Here is a 17,544-nt window from a genome sequence, read left to right on the forward strand (position 1 = left end):
AGTGGCTGATATCGTCTTGTGAGTGCCCACACAGATTGTCTGATAAATTGTTAAAGAGCGTTCGTTGCGAGACTTAACTCAGCAACGTGGGAGGCAGATATTACTCTTTCCCCCTGAAGAGTCAACCATTTTCTTTTACAAGATGCGGTGTTTTCACCGGGTTGATTCTTCCTGACTGGGCGACTTGGTTCTCGTTAGAGGAGTCGTTGTTCCCGGTCAGTGGAGGCGCATTATAGGGAGTTCTCAGAAGGCCGCAACCCTTAATTTCAAAAAACTTTCCGAGTGCTTTCTTTTTGGTCTAAACGTCTATTAAGCCCGCATTAGTGCGATTTTTTATACGATATCTGCCCAAAATCTTTAGCGAATTTAGCCACCTGCTGCCAGTCGGTATATTCCACTTCTTTACTGGTATCCGTTTCACCGCCCGTCATTCGCATAATCAGTTTGATCATCACCTTATCGAACCAGCGATATCGTGGATAACGTAATGCTCCGGCGAAGACACCGCAGATTGCCGGTTCCCATGGCGATGTCAGCAGGAACTTACGCACATAGGCATTAGTCTGCGGCGTTCTCTTCTCCGGCTTACGGGCTGTCAGGTTCACGCCGAAAAATGCAGAAGGCATTTGGTTCAGTGTTTCCGAATGCTTCTTAACAAACTTATCCAGCACCGCATTGAAATGGCCATAGCGGATTGACGCGCCAATCATCACCTGGTCGTAATGCTTTAAATCAACGTGGCCCGCGTGAGCCAGATCGACAACATCACAGTTGCACTTCTCTTTCAGCTCATTTGCTATAAAGGAAGCGATGGCATGAGTCTGGCCGTCACGGCTTGAGTAGAGGATCAACGCTTTCATTCTTATTCCCTTTCAAAAACTCATTCGCGCCAGAATGTTGGAGTGAACAGTACTAATAATGTGAAGACCTCAAGGCGGCCAAAGAGCATCGTGACAATCAGGATCCATTTCGCCACGGAATTCATGGATGCGAAGTTATCCGCCACGACGCCCAACCCCGGCCCCAGGTTATTGAGCGTGGCGGTAACAGCGGCAAAAGCGGAGAAGTTATCCACGCCCGTCGCCACTATCGCCAGCATGCTGACAATAAACACCAACGCGTAAGCCGAGAAGAAACCCCATACGGCTTCAATAATACGTTCCGGCAATGCGCGGTTACCCAGCTTGATGGTGTAAACCGCATTCGGGTGAACCAGTCTTTTCAGTTCCCGCGTGCCTTGTAAATAAAGCAGCAGGATACGGATAACCTTCAGCCCACCGCCAGTCGAGCCCGCGCAGCCACCAATAAACGCAGAGCACAATAATAGAAGAGGCAGGAACAGCGGCCACTTCGAAATACTGTCGGTGGTATAACCTGCCGTCGTTGCCATCGACACCACCTGGAAGAATGCCTGATTCAGCGTTTCCAACCCTGAGCCGTAGGTATTATGTATCCACAGGATAAAGGTACAGATCACCACCAGCGTAAATTGCACACCGATGAACATCCGGAATTCCGGATCACGCCAGTAGACTTTCAGGTTGCGTCCGCTCAGCACTGCAAAGTGCAGGCCGTAGTTACAACCGGAGATCAGCAGGAAAACGGCGACAATCGTATTAATGGTGCCACTGTGGAAATAACCGATACTGGCATCGTGTGTCGAGAAACCACCGATAGCGATTGTCGAGAAGCTATGTCCGATGGCATCGAAAACCGACATCCCTGCACCCCACAGAGAAAGTGCGCAGGCGATGGTCAGCAGTACATAGATGAGCCACAGGGTTTTTGCGGTTTCGGCAATACGCGGGCGCATCTTGTTATCTTTCAGCGGCCCGGGCATTTCTGCCCGATACAGCTGCATCCCGCCGACGCCCAATATCGGCAGAATCGCCACCGCGAGCACAATAATCCCCATACCGCCAAACCATTGCAGCATCTGCCGGTAGAACAAAATGGCCTTCGGTAATGAATCCAGCCCGACCAGCGTGGTCGCGCCCGTTGTGGTTAGCCCGGAAAAAGATTCAAAGAAAGCGTCGGTGAGCGACAGATTCGGACGCTCTGAGAACAGAAAAGGCAATGCCCCGACGCTGCCCAGCACCGTCCAGAACAGCACGACAATCAGGAAACCTTCGCGTGGCTTCAGCTCGCTTTTTTGCTTACGGTTGGGCAGCCAGAGGAATAACCCAATAGCCAGCGCGACAAAAAAAGTCTGGCTGAACGCACGGCCCGCGCCATCGCGGTAAATTAAAGCGACCAGGCCGGGAATAATCATCGTTCCGGAGAAAAGGATGACGAGCACCCCGACGATGCGTGTTATGGCACGAAAATGCATGCTGGTGCGTTCCTCAGCGAATTAACCATAGAAAAATTTAAGAAACCGGACGCAAAATGAGCGCGCCGCGGCTGATATCGAAAAGCTGACTGATTGCGGCCTGCGCCTGTGCGGCAGGCAAAGCCAGAACGAGATCGACCGACGCCCCATATTCACTGCGTAAAATATGCCCACCAACCTGCGAGAGCAGCATTTCCACCAGCTGTAACTGGCTGTAATCACACTGCACTGCGTACTCCGCCAGCGGGACTTTTTGCTGCACGGCAAGCAGCTTTAATGCCTGCTGGACACCGCCGCCGTAGGCTTTCACCAGCCCGCCGGTGCCCAGCATAATGCCGCCGTAATAACGTACAACGACGGCCGTTATTTCTCCGACCCCGCTTCCCATCAGCTGACTCAAGATGGGTTTGCCCGCTGTGCCTGCAGGTTCACCATCATCTGAAAAGCCCAGTTGCTGAGAATCATTTGGCGCGCCGGCTATAAATGCCCAGCAGTGATGACGCGCTGCCGGATGTTGATTTCTGACATCCTGAACAAAAGCTTTCGCCGCCTCAACGCCTTCCGTTCTTGCCAGCAAGGTGATGAAGCGACTCTTCTTTATTTCTTCGCTGTAACTGACCGGTTCAGCGGGGACGGAATACGGCTGCATCAGGCCAGCTTCAGATCACGGGTCATGTTCTCGGTGCGATTGTCATGAATGATAATATTGTCTTCGATACGGATCCCGCCAAATGGCTTCATTGCATTAATACGATCCCAGGCAAAGTGCTTACTGAATTGCCCTTCACGCCACGGCGTCAGCAGCGAATCAATGAAATACAGGCCCGGTTCGATAGTCAGCACCATTCGCGGCTCAATCACACGCGTACAACGCAGATAAGGATATTGCGAAGGCGCGGCCAGATGCGTGCCCTGATCATCTTGCATAAAACCGGCAACATCATGAACCTGTAATCCCAGAGGATGCCCCAAACCATGCGGCAGGAAAGGCCCGGTCAGGTTCTGTTCAACCATCGCGTCTTCGCTGATATCGACCACCAGCTTGTGCGCTTTCAGCAGCCTGGCGATGCGATGATGCATCTGAACATGATAGTCGGTATAGCGCACACCGGATTTAATCGAATCAATTAACGCCAGTTGTTCGGTGTTCAGATCTTTAACCAATGCGCCAAAATCGCTGTCAGGTTTTCCGGCATACGTTCGCGTCAGGTCAGCTGCATAGCCGTTGTATTCGGCGCCCGCATCAAGCAGGAAACTGCGCATTTCGGCCGGAGGCTGGTTATCAAGCGTCGTATAATGCAGCACGGAAGCGTGTTCATTGAGCGCCACGATATTGTCGTAAGGTACATCGGTATCGCGGTGACCGGTCGCGGTGAGATACGCGAGGTTGATATCAAACTCACTCATCCCCGACAGGAACGCTTCTTTCGCAGCGCGGTGACCGCTTACGGCCACTTTCTGCGCTTCACGCATACAGGCCAGCTCGTAGTCAGTTTTGTAGGCGCGATGATAATGCAGATAATCCAGCACCGCTTTCGGGTTAACGTTCGACGCCGGAACGCCCATGCTGATGGCACGATCCTGGCTGGAGCCGATATAGCCCACGCGCTTCAGATCCACCGGCAACTGGCCCTTGATATCGTCCGCATTTGCCAGCGGCGTCAGCGAAATTTCTTTGGTCCAAAAACTGTCAGGCAGTGGCTCATGGCTGTGCCAGTAATCCACCGGCGAATAGAACCACAACTTCGGCGCATTAACGCCATCCACCCACAGCCAGCAGTTCGGCACTTTGGTAACCGGCACCCAGGCTTTGAATTGCGGGTTAACTTTGAAAGGGTAACTGTGGTCATCAAGGAAGGTCGTTATCAGTTCACCGGAGTGAATGAGTAACGCATCGAGTTGAGAACGTTGCAGAATTTCACGGGCACGCGCCTGCAGCGTGGCGATATGTTCTTTATAAAGCGTAGTAAGCGATTCCATCCAACTGTCCTTTTTTCACCGGAAAGACGATGCAGCATCTTACCACAGCCTCACCGCGACCATAGTCCCGGAAGGTTTGTGATCTTGCCCGCAAATAAAACACATCTCATTTGCAAATTATTAACATAAAAACCACACTCGAAAGCATCTGGTCATACCAGATCATCCCCGATGATTCAGGAGAGACACATGCTCTACCAAGGCGAAACATTACATCTGCATTGGCTCGATGGCGGTATTGCTGAGCTGGTGTTTGACGCTCCAGGCTCGGTGAACAAGCTCGATACCCAAACGGTCGCCAGCCTCGACGAAGCCATTGCGGTACTGGAAAAACAGTCCGAGCTGAAAGGTTTGCTGCTTAGTTCAGCGAAATCCGCTTTCATTGTGGGTGCGGATATCACCGAGTTTTTATCTCTGTTTAACGCTCCGGCGGAAAAACTGCACGAGTGGCTGAATTTCGCCAACAGCATTTTCAACCGCCTGGAAGATTTACCGGTTCCAACGCTTTCTGCCATCAGCGGGTATGCGCTGGGCGGAGGCTGCGAATGCGTATTAGCCACCGATTTCCGTATCAGCACGGCTGATGCACGTATCGGTTTGCCAGAAACCAGCTTAGGCATTATGCCGGGCTTTGGCGGCTCGGTGCGGCTTCCGCGCCTCATTGGTACAGACAGCGCGCTGGAGATTATCGCAGCAGGCAAAAATATCAGCGGCAAAGATGCCCTGAAAATCGGGCTGGTTGATGCCGTCGTTGATGCAGAGAAACTGCGCGATGCCGGTATCAGCATGCTGCAACAGGCCATCGCCGGAAAACTGGAATGGCACAGCCGCCGCGAACCGAAACGTCAGCCTCTGAAACTCAGCCAGATTGAAGCGGCGATGAGCTTCAGCGTGGCAAAAAGCATGGTCATGCAAAATGCCGGAAAACATTACCCGGCACCGATGACCGCGGTGAAGACGATCGAAGCCGCGGCGGGCCTTGACCGAGACGAAGCGCTTAAGCTGGAAACCGCCAGTTTTGTTCCTCTCGCGCAATCAAAAGAAGCGCGCGCGCTGGTCAGCATTTTCCTTAACGATCAGTTCGTGAAAGGCAAAGCAAAAAAATTGGCGCAAGACAGTGAAAAACCGGCGCAGGCTGCTGTTCTTGGGGCAGGCATTATGGGCGGCGGTATCGCCTATCAGTCTGCGCTGAAAGGCGTACCGGTTGTGATGAAAGACATCAGCGAACAGTCCCTGACGCTCGGGATGAATGAAGCAGCCAAGCTGCTGAATAAACAGCTTGAACGCGGAAAGCTGGACGGCATGAAGATGGCAAAAGTGCTGTCGACAATCCATCCGACGCTGGATTACAGCGGCATCGAACGCGCCAAAATAGTGGTCGAAGCGGTCGTGGAAAATCCAAAAGTGAAAGCCGCCGTACTGGCTGAAGCGGAATCCCTGCTGGGCGCAGACACCGTTCTGGCCTCCAACACCTCAACCATTCCGATCGACCAACTGGCCTCTACGCTGAAACGCCCGGAAAACTTCTGCGGCATGCATTTCTTCAACCCGGTTCACCGGATGCCGCTGGTGGAAATCGTTCGCGGCGAGAAAACCTCGGACAAGACAATTTCACGTATCGTCTCTTACGCCCTGGCGATGGGTAAAACGCCGATCGTGGTCAACGACTGCCCAGGATTCTTTGTAAACCGCGTGCTGTTCCCGTATTTATCGGGATTCAGCCTGCTGCTGCGCGACGGCGCGGATTTCCGCCAAATCGACAAAGTGATGGAAAAACAGTTTGGCTGGCCGATGGGCCCGGCCTATTTGCTGGATGTCGTGGGCATCGATACCGCTCACCACGCGCAGGCCGTTATGGCCGCCGGTTTCCCGCAGCGCATGGCACGCAATTACCGTGACGCCGTGGACGTCTTATTCGACAACCGCCGCTTTGGTCAGAAAAACCAGCTGGGCTTCTACCGTTACAGCCAGGACAGCAAAGGCAAGCCGCGTAAAGACGTCGACGATCAGGCGATCAGCCTGTTAGCTGAAAACCTAAAACCTGCGCATTCCGATTTCTCACCGCAGGACATCATTGCCCGCATGATGATCCCGATGATTAACGAAGTGGTTCGCTGCCTGGAAGAAGGTATTATCGCCAGCCCGGCAGAAGCAGATATGGCGCTGGTTTACGGCCTCGGATTCCCTCCGTTCCACGGTGGCCCGTTCCGTTATCTGGATACGCTTGGCACCGCTGCGTACCTGAAACTGACCGAACAATACGCACATCTCGGCCCTATGTATCAGGCGCCGGAAGGGTTACGCGCCAAAGCACAGGCAAATAAAAGTTATTATCCGGTTGCCGCTCCGCTGGAAAACCTCAGCACTGGCAATCAGGCATAAGGACCGAAATCATGGAAAACGTAGTCATTGTTGACGCAGTCCGTACACCAATGGGCCGTTCGAAAGGCGGCGCATTCCGTCAGGTCAGGGCTGAAGATTTATCGGCACATCTGATGCGCGCCCTGCTGGTACGCAATCCGTCCGTCGATGCCAAATCGATTGATGATATTTACTGGGGCTGCGTGCAGCAGACGCTGGAACAGGGCTTCAATATTGCCCGCAACGCCGCCCTGCTGGCTGAAATCCCGCACAGCGTGCCGGCCACAACGGTGAACCGGCTGTGTGGTTCCTCCATGCAGGCTTTGCACGACGCGGCGCGCGCCATTATGGTCGGCGATGCGCAGGTCAGCCTGATCGGTGGCGTAGAACATATGGGCCACGTCCCGATGAGCCACGGTGTGGATTTCCATCCGGGCCTGAGCAAAACCGTGGCGAAAGCCGCAGGCATGATGGGGCTGACCGCCGAAATGCTGGCGAAAATGCACCAGATCAGCCGCGAGATGCAGGATGAGTTTGCTGCGCGTTCCCATCAGCGGGCACACGCTGCAACGCTTGCCGGGCATTTTGTCAATGAAATCGTACCGACCGAAGGCCACAACGCAGAAGGCGTGCTGACCCGTTATGATTTTGACGAAGTTATCCGCCCGGAAACTACCGTCGCCACACTCGCAGCATTGCGTCCGGCCTTTGATCCGGTCAACGGCACCGTAACAGCGGGGACGTCTTCGGCATTATCCGACGGCGCATCCGCCATGTTGCTGATGAGTGAATCCCACGCGAAATCCTTAGGTCTGAAAGCCCGCGCGCGAATTCGTGCAATGGCTGTGACGGGTTGTGATCCCTCCATTATGGGTTACGGCCCGGTTCCGGCGACACGTCTGGCGTTGAAACGCGCCGGTCTTAGCGTGCAGGACATCGGCCTGTTCGAACTCAACGAAGCCTTTGCAGCGCAGGCGCTGCCGTGCGTAAAAGACTTGGGGTTGCTCGAAACGATGGAAGAACGCGTCAACCTGAACGGCGGCGCAATCGCCCTCGGACACCCGCTCGGCTGCTCAGGTTCGCGTATTTCCACGACTTTGTTGAACCTGATGGAACATCGCGATGTGCAGTTTGGCGTCGCCACCATGTGTATCGGTTTAGGTCAGGGCATCGCCACCGTTTTTGAACGTATCTGACGTCAGTTTGTAAAAAAGAAAAAGCGGACGCAATGTCCGCTTTTTAAATCTTGTTCTGCCCGTTTTAGTTGCCGTTTTCCCGCCTGTCAGGGGCGGGCTTTTTTGGCTGATTGACTTCAAATCAGATGAAAGAGAAGGCATCACCAAACAAGCGGTCTTCCAGCGCACCGCGTTCCGCAACAAAACGCTCACGGGCAATTTTTGCCATTTCAAAACGACCGGCGATATAAATATCGTGCTCCGCCAGTGAAGAGAAATCTTGCAGAACGGCGCTCAGCACCGTACCACTTCTGCCCTGCCAGCCGTCTTCCGGCTGCTCTACAACCGGGATCACTTTCAGATTAGGGTGGTTGATGCTCATTGCTTCCAGCTCACCCAAATCATACAAATGCTTCAGCTCACGGCCACCCCAGTAAATCGAGATGTCCCGGTGAGGCTGCTGCTCGAGCGCCGTAATCAGAATAGAACGGACATACGAGAAGCCCGTTCCGCCTGCAATCAGCACCAGCGGACGCTCACCTTCTTCCCGCAGCCATGCGTCGCCGTGCGGAATATCCACGGTAATCGCCTGTTCTTTCAAAATGCGATCCATCACCGCCATCGCGTAAAGATTCAGCTCAGATGCACCGATATGCAGCTCAATAACGTTGTTTTCAGCAGGCGTCGAGGCCATAGAGAACGGACGCTTATCGCGCTCGTCCATCACCACCATCAGATACTGGCCCGCGCGGAAAGAAAAAGGCGCTTCCGGAACCAGCCGGACACGGTAAACCGTATCCGTTATCGCCTCGACCGAGGTCACTTTACAGCTCAATATTGTCATGCGTTCCCTCTGTGGGTCATCAAAGCAAAGCGTAGGACAAAGATTCGATTATTTTTTCGCATCGTCTTTATCATTAAGAATAGCGAGTTCATCCCAGATGGCATCGATTCGCGCGGTCACGTCCGGATCTTTCACAATCGGGCGTCCCCATTCACGCTGCGTTTCTCCCGGCCATTTGTTGGTCGCATCCATCCCCATTTTTGAGCCAAGGCCCGAAACCGGAGAGGCAAAATCCAGATAATCTATCGGCGTGTTTTCCACCAGCACGGTATCGCGCGCGGGATCCATTCGGGTGGTGATCGCCCAAATCACGTCATTCCAGTCGCGGGCATTCACGTCGTCATCACACACAATCACAAACTTGGTGTACATGAACTGACGCAGGAAAGACCAGACGCCCATCATGACGCGTTTCGCATGACCGGCGTACTGCTTCTTCATGGTAACGACCGCCAGACGGTAGGAGCAACCCTCCGGTGGAAGATAAAAATCAACAATTTCCGGGAATTGTTTCTTTAAAATTGGCACAAACACTTCATTGAGCGCCACACCCAGCACAGCAGGTTCATCCGGCGGACGGCCTGTGTAGGTAGAGTGATAAATGGCGTCTTTACGCTGTGTCATGTGCGTAATCGTGAAAACAGGGAAACTGTCTACTTCATTATAGTAGCCGGTATGGTCGCCATAAGGGCCTTCGGGTGCCATTTCACCAGGTTCGATATACCCTTCCAGCACGATTTCGGCGCTGGCCGGGACTTCCAGATCGTTGGAAATGCACTTTACAACTTCGGTTTTATTGCCACGCAGCAAACCTGCGAAAGCATACTCAGACAGCGTGTCCGGTACCGGCGTCACTGCGCCAAGAATTGTGGCCGGATCCGCGCCGAGCGCGACGCTCACCGGGAAGCGTTGCCCCGGATTCTGCTGACACCATTCCTGGTAATCCAGCGCGCCACCACGATGGGATAACCAGCGCATGATCACTTTGTTTTTGCCCAGAACCTGCTGGCGATAAATGCCGAGATTCTGACGCGGCTTGTTCGGTCCACGGGTTACGGTCAGACCCCAGGTGATGAGCGGCGCAGCATCTTCCGGCCAGCACTGCATCACCGGGATCTTGGTGATATCTACCGCGTCGCCTTCCCAAATCTGCTGCTGACAAGGTGCGGAATGCAGCACTTTGGTCGGCATATTCAGCACCTGCTTAAACTTCGGTGCCTTATCGTATAAATCGCGGAAACCCCGCGGAGGCTCAGGCTCTTTCAAGAACGCCAGTAATTCGCCGACTTCACGCAGCGCGCTGACGTCTTCTTTCCCCATGCCCATCGCGACACGCTGAGGCGTGCCGAACAAATTGCACAGCACGGGCATGTCATAACCTTTCGGATTTTCAAACAGCAACGCCGGACCGCCCGCCCGCAATGTGCGATCGGCAATTTCGGTCATTTCCAGATAAGGATCAACAGACTGGCTGATGCGTTTCAGTTGGCCTCTCTTTTCAAGTAACGAGAGGAAGTCACGTAAATCTCGGTATTTCATGCTGATTCTGAGTCGCCGGGTTGAAGGAGGGCATTATAGAGCCTCTCCGGTGTTGTTGCTGCTTTTTTGTTATCAGCAGGTAAATACTGATAACGAAAAAGCAGTTTAGCCGCCAGACTTTAACGCTGCGGGTCTGGCGATACGGATGTGACAAAGCAACAGTTTTACTGACAGTTAAAAGGCACCAGCGGCTGTATCGCCTGAGTATCCTGGTATTCCTGTGTTTCCTGCCCGTGATGGAACACTTTGAAACCCTGACCTTTCGCGCTGAAATAGCTCAGATTATTGCCGGAAACCTGCAACAAACTGCCTTCACGCAATGCCAGTACGGATTCAGACGGATTGACAGCACAGAATTCGGCAATACGCTCATCGCGCGTTTCGCCCATATGACCACTTAAATGCGCGTCTATATAGTGCGGGTTAATCTGCACCGGAAAGAGGCCGAGAGAAGGCAGAACCACAGAGTTGCGAACCGGCATATCATTGGTGGTGCGAATGCTTGGCGTGGCTACGTTACAACCCGCACTCCAGCCAATGTAAGGGACATTGCGTTCCCGCACAGCACGCTGGATCGGCACAATCAGCCCATTTTCATGCAGCAGCTGGTTGAGCATCCAGGTGTTACCGCCGCTAATCAAAATACACCCGGCGCTGGCAATGGCTTGAGCAGGGTTTTCGGCGTGATGAATACTGTCTACTTTGATGCCCAAAGCATCCGAAAGCTCTTTCGCACGGGTGTCATAGTCATTGCGGATCAGGGCGTAAGGAATCAAAACAGCAGAACGGATGTTTTTCGCCTGCAACATTGCCTGAATACGCTCTTTTGCATAACCCAGTAACTCGGATTCACCTGAGAGTTTACCGTTACTCAGCAAAAACAACTCCATGAGACATCTCCTGATAAAATTAGGACGAATAGAGGGGATAGGACCGCGCTTTTCTTCGATAATAAAAGATAACGAGCCGACAATCAGCAAACGTCTGCACAGACTCGCACTGTCTGTATCTCATGAGTGGCTTTTGGTATGCTGCCCCGCTCAACGATTTAATGTGGGAAACTATGGAATCCTGGTACTTACTCTATTGCAAACGTGGTCAGTTGCTTCGCGCGAAAGAACATCTGGAACGCCAGGAAGTTAACTGCCTGACACCGATGATCACACTGGAAAAAATGGTGCGCGGACGCCGTACGGCCGTCAGCGAGCCTATGTTCCCGAATTACATGTTCATCGAGTTCGACCCTGAGCGGATCCATACCACGACGATCAATGCAACGCGTGGCGTCAGTCACTTCATCCGCTTCGGTGCAAAACTGGCGACGGTTCAGCCGGACGTTATCAAACAGCTGATGGAACCGCCTTCGATTGAATACCGTGACCCCGAGACGCCGTATGAAGGCGACCATGTCGTGATCACCGATGGGATTTTCACCGGTATCGAAGCGATATATACCGAACCCGATGGCGAAGCGCGTTCACTGCTGATGCTGAACCTGATAAACCAGCCGGTCCGTCAGAGCATCGAAAATACGCATTTCCAGAAAATCTGATTTGCGTTCACTGGCGTCCCGATGAAAAAGCACCGTTTACCGGTGCTTTTTTTATTCAGAAAGTTATTGAAACGCATTTATTTCAAAGTACGGGCAACGAAAAAAGCTTACGCGCATTCTCATCCGTGATATCTGCCAGCCATTGCGGATCTTCACCACGCCACATCGCCACCTGATTTACGATATGCGGCAGAAAGGCAGGCTCATTTCGGCGATTCTTTGGCTTATTTTCCATATCACGCGGCAACAGATAAGGCGCATCGGTTTCCAGCATCAACCGGTCAGCGGGGATCAGCGGCAGCATTTCGCGCAGTTCCAGCCCACGACGCTCATCACACACCCAGCCGGTAATACCAATCGACAACCCGAGAGACAGATAAAGCTCCAGCTCTTCGCGCGTGCCGGTAAAACAGTGCACTACGCCGCCCGGCAAATCCGGCAGCCAGGGTTTGATCAACGCGGCAAATCGCTCTCCGGCATCACGGCAGTGTAAAAATACCGGCAACTGCAACTCCTTCGCCAGAGACAGTTGCGCGGTAAACGCCTCTTCCTGACTGTCTGCCGGAGAAAAATTACGGTTAAAATCCAGCCCGCATTCACCAATCGCGACAACCTGTGACAGTGCTGCCAGCTCGCGAATGCTGCGCTCAACATCGTCATTCCAGTTACTCGCCTGATGCGGGTGCACGCCCGCCGTTGACCAGCAAAAATCCGGATGTTCCATCGCCATCTTCTGCGCTTCAGCGCTTTCCTGCGCGGACGTCCCGGTGATCAACATACCGCTCAGACCGGCCGCTCTGGCTCTTTCAACGACCTGCGGACGATCTTTATCAAACTGATTACTGGTGAGGTTAATACCGATTTCAAACATGAAGAGTCCCAAAACAGAAACCGCCCAACAGGGCGGTTTTTTCATCAAAGAATGTATTACGCAGGCTGATCCGGATCAGCTTCGTTATCGACATCGGCGCGACGACGACCACCTACGTAGAAGCGGGCAAAGAAAACGCCAATTTCAAACAGCAGGTACATCGGAATGGCCAGCAGCGTCTGAGAGAAAACGTCCGGCGGTGTTAGCAGCATGCCGACCACAAAAGCGCCCACTAAAACATAAGGACGCTTTTTCTTCAGGTCTTCCGGGGTGGTTACCCCACTCCAGCACAGCAACACGATCGCAATCGGCACTTCGAAAGACACACCAAATGCCATAAACAGCGCCATCACGAAATCGAGATAGTTGTTGATGTCGGTAGCGATCTGAACGCCAGCAGGCGCAGTTTTCGCAAAGAACGCAAACGCCAGCGGGAAGACGACAAAGTACGCAAAGGCCACGCCGAGATAAAATAATGCGGAGCTTGAGAACAGCAGCGGCATCATCAGACGACGTTCATGCTTGTAAAGCGCAGGCGCTACAAACGCCCAGACCTGATACAAAATAAACGGCGCAGAAAGAAATACCGAGACAATCATCGTCAGCTTAATTGGCGTAAAGAACGGAGATGCTACATCTGTAGCAATCATGCTCGCGCCCATCGGCATCTGTTTGATAAGCGGAGAAGCGACCAACTGGTAGATATCATTGGCAAAGTAAACCAGTGCCAGGAACACCACGAGAATGCAAACAATGGCATTCAACAGACGCTTACGCAGCTCAATCAGATGGCTGATAAGAGGTTGTGTATCTTCAACAGCCATGATTAATGCTCACCGGTTGTTTGAGTTGATGACGCCGGTTTAACCGGGGCTGCGGGTTCAGCAACAGGGACTTCAGCGACGACAGGTTTCGTCACCGGCGCAGAGGCAACAGAAGGCTCGGCAACCGTTGATTCTGTTACCGAAGGCTCCGTAGAAGCGGCCAGCGTTTCAGCATGTTCTGCTGCTGCATGCGCCGTCTTATTGGAAGCCAGCGCAGCATCAACGGCACTTTGCGGTGCAGCAGCAGGTGCAGAGACAACTTTCTCAGCCGTAGCCGGAGAAATACCTGCATCATGATGCGCTTCGGCTTCATCCAGAACCGGGTTGTGGATGGTATTACCTTCCGCTTTGGCGTTCTCGACAGCTTTCTCCGCAGGATTCAGCCCTGAGTTGATCGACTGTTTCATCGATTCTGCCGCTTCTTTCAGCTCATCCATGGACGCTTTGATTTCTGGCGTTAAATTCTTCAGGCCTGACTCTTCAGCTTTTTTCAGGGTGTCCTGCAATTCCTGAAGTTTCAGTTCCTGCGACAGCTCGCTCTGCACGGAAGCCGCCATGGCACGCAGTGTGCGGATCCAGCCTGCTACTGTTCTTACTGCTACGGGTAAACGCTCTGGCCCAAGGACTACCAGGCCAATCACCAATACCAGTAGCAGTTCACTAAATCCAATATCGAACACGGCTTATACCTGCTCTTTGTTTTGGCTCTTGGTTTCATCTGCCTTGGCTGCTGGCTTGTTTTCAACGGACTTAGCGATGAAATCAGCATCAGAAGCAGAAGTGTCAGCATCTTTGTTAGTTTTCTGGCCTTCATCATCGCTCATGGCTTTCTTGAAGCCTTTGATGGAAGCACCCAGATCAGAACCCAGACCGCGCAGTTTCTTAGTACCGAACAGCAGTACCACGAGTACAACGAGAATCAGGATTTTTGTAATACTAATACCACCCATTATTTTCACCTCAATAGGAAGGAACGACATTTATTGCCGTTCGCAAACGGCATTCAATTTAACGCAAAGTATTCAGCTGGCGCGTTTCCATCCAATCAACCAGGAAATTGCACCCGCGACCATCAGGCAAGCCGGATAAACCTTAACATCGCCTAACAGTAAAAGAGTTCCGCTCAACAGCAGTGTCGCACCAATCCCCAGAAGATAACGAGACTGGCCCTGACGGGAACTCTGGTTATGTATCTGGGAAGAAAGCTTCTCAATGTTGTATTGCAATAACTTGTGTTGATGCAGGCTCTGGTAAACCAGATCCGGCAACTCAGGCATTTTCTCCAGCCAGAAAGGCGCACGCTCTTTTAGCGCACGGATCATTGCCGGCAACCCGACCTGATCGCGTACCCAACTTTCAAGGAAAGGTTTCGCCGTGGTCCACAAATCAAGCTGAGGATAAAGCTGACGTCCGAGACCTTCTACGTACAGCAGCGTTTTTTGCAGCAGCACGAGCTGAGGCTGAACTTCCATATTAAAACGGCGTGCCGTATTAAAAAGATTCAACAGCACGTTACCAAAAGAAATTTCTGCCAGCGGTTTCTCAAAAATCGGTTCGCAAACCGTACGGATAGCGAATTCGAACTCTTCGACGTTGGTATCGCGGGGAACCCAGCCGGAATCGACATGTAATTCAGCCACTTTACGATAATCGCGGTTGAAGAAAGCGATGAAATTCTCCGCGAGATACCGTTTGTCTTCCTTGTTGAGCGAACCAACTATGCCGCAATCAATGCCTATGTAGCAAGGATCTTCAGGGGTTTCGTAGCTGACGAAAATATTCCCCGGGTGCATATCGGCATGGAAGAAACTGTCACGGAAAACCTGAGTGAAGAAAACCTGCACGCCGCGTTCGGCCAGCAGTTTCATATTGGTACCGTGTTTCTTCAGCGCTTCAATATCAGAAACCGGGATTCCGTAAATACGCTCCATCACCATCAGGCGTTCGCTGCAGTAATCCGGATAAACCTCCGGCACATACAACATCGGGCTGCCTTCGAAATTGCGGCGCAACTGAATAGCATTCGCCGCTTCACGCAGTAAATTCAACTCATCAAGCAGCGTTTTTTCATATTCGCGCACGACTTCACGGGGGCGCAAACGACGGCCATCAGGCAACAGAATCGGTAACCAGCCCGCCAGACGCGACATCAGACGGATATCCGCCACAATCGTTGGCAAGATATCCGGGCGGATGACTTTCAGAACGACCGGCTTACCGTTTTCTTTCAATATCGCGGTATGAACCTGAGCAATAGAGGCAGAAGCCAGCGGCGTCTGGTCGAACTCATCAAACCAGGTTTCCACCAGGCCACCAAGCGCCACTTCAATTTGCTGACGTGCTTTCGCACCATCAAAAGGTGGAACATGGTCCTGAAGCAAGGCAAGCTGATCGGCGATCTGAGGAGGGAAAAGGTCGCGACGTGTTGACATCATCTGGCCGAACTTGATCCATACCGGCCCCAGTTCTTCCAGCGCCATACGCATGCGCTCGCCCAACGGCTTTTCTTTATGACGATTCGGCAACCAGAAAAAAAGATAACGACCAATGCGCAGCGGCAGCGTTAAGCGGATTTTAGGGATGAGTTCGTCAAGGCCATAGATCAGAAACATGCGGATAATAAGATATAAACGTCGCATTTCCCTAGGCGTCACGGTTTACCCTCCAGTTTTTCGATACGTTTATCCAGCGCATCCAGCTCGCGTGCCAGTGCAGAAACTTCATCGCTAAACCAGACAACTTCCAGCGGTCCCGGTGCCATTTTCCACTCTTCGGTCAGCGTCTGAGCCACATAACTTTGCTGATGTTTCAGCCCCTTTTGCAGAAAACGCAAACTCCCCTGAACCGCCTGAGTCAGCCCCTGTGCTGCTATATCACCGACGTAAGGTGCCAGAAACTCAGCGGGATCCCACTCAGCCATATCCAGCAGCGCGGTAAATTGCTGAACAACGGAAATATCGCCCTCAACCACCAGCTCACCATTGCGCATAAGCGGCGACAATTGCTGACGATCGCGCAACTTACGCAGCACAGAAAGCCTTGTGATAACGGTGCAATCCGCTGCACCGTCCCACTGCCCAAGAACATCGATTTTTTGCTCGCTGAACACAAACGTCAGCGGAGCACTCAGTTCCTGCAATTCGACACGTAAAACTTTACCTGCCAGACGCGTTCGCGCCGCCTTCATGCTGCGATCGCGGAAAAGCAGGTAATTAAGCGGCGTCTCAATGGCGGCAGTCAGTAACGGCGTCAACAACATCGGCATGCTCATATCAGAATTTGAAACCCCGATGCAGGGCGACAATGCCACCGGTCAGATTGTGATACGTCACATTTTCAAAACCTGCATCCGCCATCATGCCTTTCAGGGTTTCCTGATCAGGATGCATACGGATGGATTCAGCCAGATAGCGATAGCTTTCAGCGTCTTGCGCAACCAGCTCGCCAATGCGTGGCAAAATATGGAAAGAGTAAGTGTCGTAAGCTTTGCTCAGCGGTTTCAGAAGCGGTTTGGAAAATTCCAGAACCAGCAGACGGCCACCCGGCTTGAGTACGCGGAACATCGAACGCAGCGCTTTTTCTTTTTCAGTCACGTTACGCAGACCGAAAGAAATTGTGATGCAGTCGAAATAATTATCAGGGAAAGGCAGAGCTTCAGCGTTGGCCTGAACGTAATTGACGTTACCCACGATGCCCAGATTGCGCAGCTTTTCGCGGCCCATCTTCAGCATGGAATCGTTAATATCCGCCAGCACAACTTCGCCTTTTTCACCCACCAGACGGGAGAATTTTGCGGTCAGGTCACCGGTGCCACCCGCAAGATCGAGCACACGCTGGCCCTGGCGTACACCGCTGCAATCAATGGTGAAACGTTTCCAGATACGATGAATCCCGAAAGACATCAGGTCATTCATCAAATCATATTTTGCCGCAACAGAATGGAAGACTTCCGCCACCATTTCCTGCTTCTCATCTTTGGCTACTGTACGAAAACCGAAATGAGTGGTTTCCTGCGTCTGCTTTTCCATTATTTATGCCTGCTTTTTCAGTCAAACTCTTGGGGAGA

At 52.5% G+C, this 17,544-nt stretch carries 17 protein-coding genes; 3 read left to right on the forward strand and 14 right to left on the reverse strand.

The window, feature by feature from the left end; genetic code table 11:
- Positions 1-320: 320 nt before the first annotated feature.
- Genes hemG through pepQ form a run of 4 tightly spaced genes read right to left on the reverse strand, consistent with a single transcriptional unit; the run spans position 321 to position 4,312 of the window.
- A complete protein-coding gene (gene hemG, locus ACLBVC_RS19885; RefSeq protein ID WP_410151067.1) occupies positions 321-860 on the reverse strand; it encodes a menaquinone-dependent protoporphyrinogen IX dehydrogenase in 540 nt (179 codons plus the stop codon).
- Between the two features lie 20 nt (positions 861-880).
- The gene (gene trkH / locus ACLBVC_RS19890) at positions 881-2,332 is read right to left on the reverse strand and encodes a Trk system potassium transporter TrkH (protein ID WP_101079360.1); all 1,452 of its coding nucleotides are present in this window, start codon (positions 2,330-2,332) and stop codon (positions 881-883) included.
- Positions 2,333-2,369: 37 nt separating this feature from the next.
- A complete protein-coding gene (locus ACLBVC_RS19895; protein ID WP_410151068.1) occupies positions 2,370-2,981 on the reverse strand; it encodes an IMPACT family protein in 612 nt (203 codons plus the stop codon).
- On the reverse strand, positions 2,981-4,312 hold the full coding sequence (gene pepQ / locus ACLBVC_RS19900) for a Xaa-Pro dipeptidase (RefSeq protein ID WP_410151069.1): 1,332 nt from the start codon (positions 4,310-4,312) through the stop codon (positions 2,981-2,983). Before pepQ ends, ACLBVC_RS19895 begins: the two co-directional genes overlap by 1 nt.
- 189 nt (positions 4,313-4,501) lie before the next feature.
- Between pepQ and fadB the strand changes: the two genes are divergently transcribed.
- Positions 4,502-6,694, forward strand: a complete 2,193-nt coding sequence (fadB, locus tag ACLBVC_RS19905; protein ID WP_410151070.1) for a fatty acid oxidation complex subunit alpha FadB — start codon at positions 4,502-4,504, stop codon at positions 6,692-6,694.
- A gap of 11 nt (positions 6,695-6,705) precedes the next feature.
- On the forward strand, positions 6,706-7,869 hold the full coding sequence (fadA, locus tag ACLBVC_RS19910; protein WP_410151071.1) for an acetyl-CoA C-acyltransferase FadA: 1,164 nt from the start codon (positions 6,706-6,708) through the stop codon (positions 7,867-7,869).
- A gap of 121 nt (positions 7,870-7,990) precedes the next feature.
- On the opposite strand, the gene fre is transcribed toward fadA, so the two are convergent.
- The 3 genes from fre to pepE form a co-directional block, all read right to left on the reverse strand.
- A complete protein-coding gene (gene fre / locus ACLBVC_RS19915; protein WP_410151072.1) occupies positions 7,991-8,692 on the reverse strand; it encodes an NAD(P)H-flavin reductase in 702 nt (233 codons plus the stop codon).
- 48 nt (positions 8,693-8,740) lie between these two features.
- On the reverse strand, positions 8,741-10,231 hold the full coding sequence (gene ubiD, locus ACLBVC_RS19920; protein WP_410151073.1) for a 4-hydroxy-3-polyprenylbenzoate decarboxylase: 1,491 nt from the start codon (positions 10,229-10,231) through the stop codon (positions 8,741-8,743).
- Between the two features lie 164 nt (positions 10,232-10,395).
- Positions 10,396-11,121, reverse strand: coding sequence for a dipeptidase PepE (gene pepE / locus ACLBVC_RS19925; RefSeq protein WP_410151074.1), 726 nt, complete (start codon positions 11,119-11,121; stop codon positions 10,396-10,398).
- 173 nt (positions 11,122-11,294) lie between these two features.
- On the opposite strand from pepE, the gene rfaH reads away from it, so the two are divergent.
- On the forward strand, positions 11,295-11,783 hold the full coding sequence (gene rfaH, locus ACLBVC_RS19930; protein ID WP_410151075.1) for a transcription/translation regulatory transformer protein RfaH: 489 nt from the start codon (positions 11,295-11,297) through the stop codon (positions 11,781-11,783).
- 82 nt (positions 11,784-11,865) lie between these two features.
- Here rfaH and tatD read toward each other — a convergent pair whose 3' ends face one another.
- The 7 genes from tatD to ubiE form a co-directional block, all read right to left on the reverse strand.
- Complete coding sequence (tatD, locus tag ACLBVC_RS19935; RefSeq protein WP_410151076.1) at positions 11,866-12,654, reverse strand: 3'-5' ssDNA/RNA exonuclease TatD; 789 nt, start codon at positions 12,652-12,654, stop codon at positions 11,866-11,868.
- A 56-nt stretch (positions 12,655-12,710) separates the two neighbouring features.
- Positions 12,711-13,478 (reverse strand): Sec-independent protein translocase subunit TatC, encoded by a 768-nt coding sequence (gene tatC / locus ACLBVC_RS19940; protein ID WP_410151077.1) that lies wholly within the window; start codon positions 13,476-13,478, stop codon positions 12,711-12,713.
- Between the two features lie 2 nt (positions 13,479-13,480).
- The gene (gene tatB, locus ACLBVC_RS19945; RefSeq protein WP_410151078.1) at positions 13,481-14,158 is read right to left on the reverse strand and encodes a Sec-independent protein translocase protein TatB; all 678 of its coding nucleotides are present in this window, start codon (positions 14,156-14,158) and stop codon (positions 13,481-13,483) included.
- 3 nt (positions 14,159-14,161) lie between these two features.
- Positions 14,162-14,428 carry a Sec-independent protein translocase subunit TatA gene (tatA, locus tag ACLBVC_RS19950; protein WP_410151079.1) on the reverse strand — a complete coding sequence of 89 codons (267 nt, stop codon included), beginning with the start codon at positions 14,426-14,428 and terminating at the stop codon, positions 14,162-14,164.
- 72 nt (positions 14,429-14,500) lie between these two features.
- Positions 14,501-16,132 carry a ubiquinone biosynthesis regulatory protein kinase UbiB gene (gene ubiB, locus ACLBVC_RS19955; RefSeq protein ID WP_410151080.1) on the reverse strand — a complete coding sequence of 544 codons (1,632 nt, stop codon included), beginning with the start codon at positions 16,130-16,132 and terminating at the stop codon, positions 14,501-14,503.
- On the reverse strand, positions 16,129-16,737 hold the full coding sequence (gene ubiJ, locus ACLBVC_RS19960; RefSeq protein ID WP_410151154.1) for a ubiquinone biosynthesis protein UbiJ: 609 nt from the start codon (positions 16,735-16,737) through the stop codon (positions 16,129-16,131). The genes ubiB and ubiJ overlap by 4 nt, the downstream gene beginning before the upstream one ends.
- Before the next feature lie 13 nt (positions 16,738-16,750).
- Complete coding sequence (gene ubiE / locus ACLBVC_RS19965; RefSeq protein ID WP_410151081.1) at positions 16,751-17,506, reverse strand: bifunctional demethylmenaquinone methyltransferase/2-methoxy-6-polyprenyl-1,4-benzoquinol methylase UbiE; 756 nt, start codon at positions 17,504-17,506, stop codon at positions 16,751-16,753.
- Positions 17,507-17,544 lie beyond the last annotated feature (38 nt).

The sequence above is a fragment of the Rahnella selenatireducens genome (assembly GCF_046449555.1).
GTDB classification, from domain to species: Bacteria; Pseudomonadota; Gammaproteobacteria; order Enterobacterales; family Enterobacteriaceae; genus Rahnella; species Rahnella selenatireducens.

Coding starts and splice junctions, on each gene's coding strand:
- rfaH (WP_410151075.1), top strand. CDS start 11,295: ATGGAATCCTGGTACTTACTCTATTGCAAACGTGGTCAGTTGCTTCGC.
- fre (WP_410151072.1), bottom strand. CDS start 8,692: ATGACAATATTGAGCTGTAAAGTGACCTCGGTCGAGGCGATAACGGAT.
- ubiD (WP_410151073.1), bottom strand. CDS start 10,231: ATGAAATACCGAGATTTACGTGACTTCCTCTCGTTACTTGAAAAGAGA.
- fadB (WP_410151070.1), top strand. CDS start 4,502: ATGCTCTACCAAGGCGAAACATTACATCTGCATTGGCTCGATGGCGGT.
- fadA (WP_410151071.1), top strand. CDS start 6,706: ATGGAAAACGTAGTCATTGTTGACGCAGTCCGTACACCAATGGGCCGT.
- hemG (WP_410151067.1), bottom strand. CDS start 860: ATGAAAGCGTTGATCCTCTACTCAAGCCGTGACGGCCAGACTCATGCC.
- tatA (WP_410151079.1), bottom strand. CDS start 14,428: ATGGGTGGTATTAGTATTACAAAAATCCTGATTCTCGTTGTACTCGTG.
- ubiJ (WP_410151154.1), bottom strand. CDS start 16,737: ATGTTGTTGACGCCGTTACTGACTGCCGCCATTGAGACGCCGCTTAAT.
- ACLBVC_RS19895 (WP_410151068.1), bottom strand. CDS start 2,981: ATGCAGCCGTATTCCGTCCCCGCTGAACCGGTCAGTTACAGCGAAGAA.
- pepE (WP_410151074.1), bottom strand. CDS start 11,121: ATGGAGTTGTTTTTGCTGAGTAACGGTAAACTCTCAGGTGAATCCGAG.
- pepQ (WP_410151069.1), bottom strand. CDS start 4,312: ATGGAATCGCTTACTACGCTTTATAAAGAACATATCGCCACGCTGCAG.
- tatC (WP_410151077.1), bottom strand. CDS start 13,478: ATGGCTGTTGAAGATACACAACCTCTTATCAGCCATCTGATTGAGCTG.
- tatD (WP_410151076.1), bottom strand. CDS start 12,654: ATGTTTGAAATCGGTATTAACCTCACCAGTAATCAGTTTGATAAAGAT.
- ubiE (WP_410151081.1), bottom strand. CDS start 17,506: ATGGAAAAGCAGACGCAGGAAACCACTCATTTCGGTTTTCGTACAGTA.
- trkH (WP_101079360.1), bottom strand. CDS start 2,332: ATGCATTTTCGTGCCATAACACGCATCGTCGGGGTGCTCGTCATCCTT.